Genomic DNA, 1,690 nt, shown 5'->3' with positions numbered 1-1,690 from the left:
GCGCCGCTCGGCGGGTGCCAGCGGCGCCGCGCGCCCGGTCGTGGAAGCCATGGCGATCAGTATGAGTGAGTGCTCACTCATTCACAAACGCTTTATCCCGGGGGCGTATGCCGCTGGGCCGGCTCCCAACGCGCCCTGCCCTCCTGACCGCGAGGCCAGGGGACGTGGCGGCCCTTGTGCAGAAGGGCGGCCCGCACTCCGGACGCCACGTTCCACGGGCGGACGCCAGACTCCCGACGCGAGGGAGGCGAGGGGCTCACACGAGGAGACCGTCGGCGACGAGCCCGCGGATCTGGGGCAGGAGCTCGCCCCTGACAGCGGCCGGGTCGAGGTCGAGCACGGTTGCAATGGCATCGAGGGCCGCGGCCGCCGTCAGCTCGCCATCGGCAACGCCGAGATAGGCGGCGAGGAGGGTCCCGGCCCGCACGACCCTGCGCAGGCCGCCGCCCTGCCGGAACAGGATGAGGGTCGGATCCTCCGCACCCGGGCGTCCGTGCCGCTCCTCGGTCACGTCGGGGGCACACGACCACGCGACGCCGAGCACCTCGTCGTCAGAGTGCTCGGCGAGCCAGGTGCGGGAGACGAGACCGGCCTCGATGGCCGGCCCCATCGGCGCGGCGACGCCCCCGCCCACCTCGTCGAGGGACCGCCAGGGCGCGCGCTCCGACGTCGGCCGCTGGAGGGTCACGACACCGAAGCCGATGGACTCGACGTCCCGCGCGGCGAAGTCGCGGAGCCAGGCGGCATAGAGCCGGTCGTGCTCGCTCGAGCCGGGCCGCAGCCCACCGTCGCGCGCCCACAGCTCGGCGTACTCGCCGGGGTCCTGGACCTCGCGCTGGACGACCCAGGCATCGAGGGGCACCCCGTCGAGCCACTCGGCCCAGACGTCGCGCCAGGTGCTGCCTCGGGGCACTTCCCAGTTGCCGAGGAACTGTGCCACGCCACCGGGCTCGAGCACGGACCCGACCTGCCTGACGAGCGACCGCACGACCGAGTCACCGGCGCGACCCCCGTCGCGGTACTCGTAGCGCGGCACGTCGTCCCGGCGTGGCGTGATGACGAAGGGAGGGTTGGACACGACGAGGGAAAATCGCTCTCCTGCAACGGGATCCAGCAAGTCGCCGATCCTGAGGTCGACGTCGACACCGGCCAGTGCGGCGTTGAAGCGGGCGAAGGCGAGCGCCCGCTCGGAGACATCCGTCGCCACGATCGACTCCGCATGGACGGAGAGGTGGAGCGCCTGGACGCCGGAGCCGGTGCCGAGGTCGAGGGCTCGACCGACGGGGCGGCGAATGGTCCACGTGGCGAGCGTCGTCGAGGCGCCACCGATGCCGAGGACGTGGTCGGGCCGGAGCGGCCGCTGTGTGGAGGCCTCGGACAGGTCCGACGCGACCCACCAGTCGTGCGTGTCGTCGGCGTAGGGCCGCAGGTCGCAGGTCGGCACGACGCGCTCCCCAGTGATGCGGACCAGCCCGAGCGCGGCAGCGCCCTCGGTGCCGAGCGTCGGCAGGGCCGCCTCGAGCACCGGGCGGGCGACGGGCCGACCAAGCGCGAAGAGCCGGATCAGGGCCGCGCACGGGTCGATGGCGCCCGCCTCGTCGCCCCGTCCCCCCTCCCCACTCGACCCGTCACCCCGTCGAGTGGCCTCAAATGCCGGCCCACGCCCCCAGCTTTCGGGGCCACTCGACCC

At 73.6% G+C, this 1,690-nt stretch carries 1 protein-coding gene; it reads right to left on the bottom strand.

The features are described from left to right. Positions 1 to 256: 256 nt before the first annotated feature. Complete coding sequence (locus LOY02_RS17915; protein WP_317183729.1) at positions 257 to 1,585, bottom strand: class I SAM-dependent methyltransferase; 1,329 nt, start codon at positions 1,583 to 1,585, stop codon at positions 257 to 259. Positions 1,586 to 1,690 lie beyond the last annotated feature (105 nt).

The sequence above is a fragment of the Intrasporangium sp. genome, from assembly GCF_032907665.1.
Taxonomy (GTDB): Bacteria; Actinomycetota; Actinomycetes; order Actinomycetales; family Dermatophilaceae; genus Intrasporangium.
This window is presented reverse-complemented; position numbering and strand designations above follow the sequence as displayed.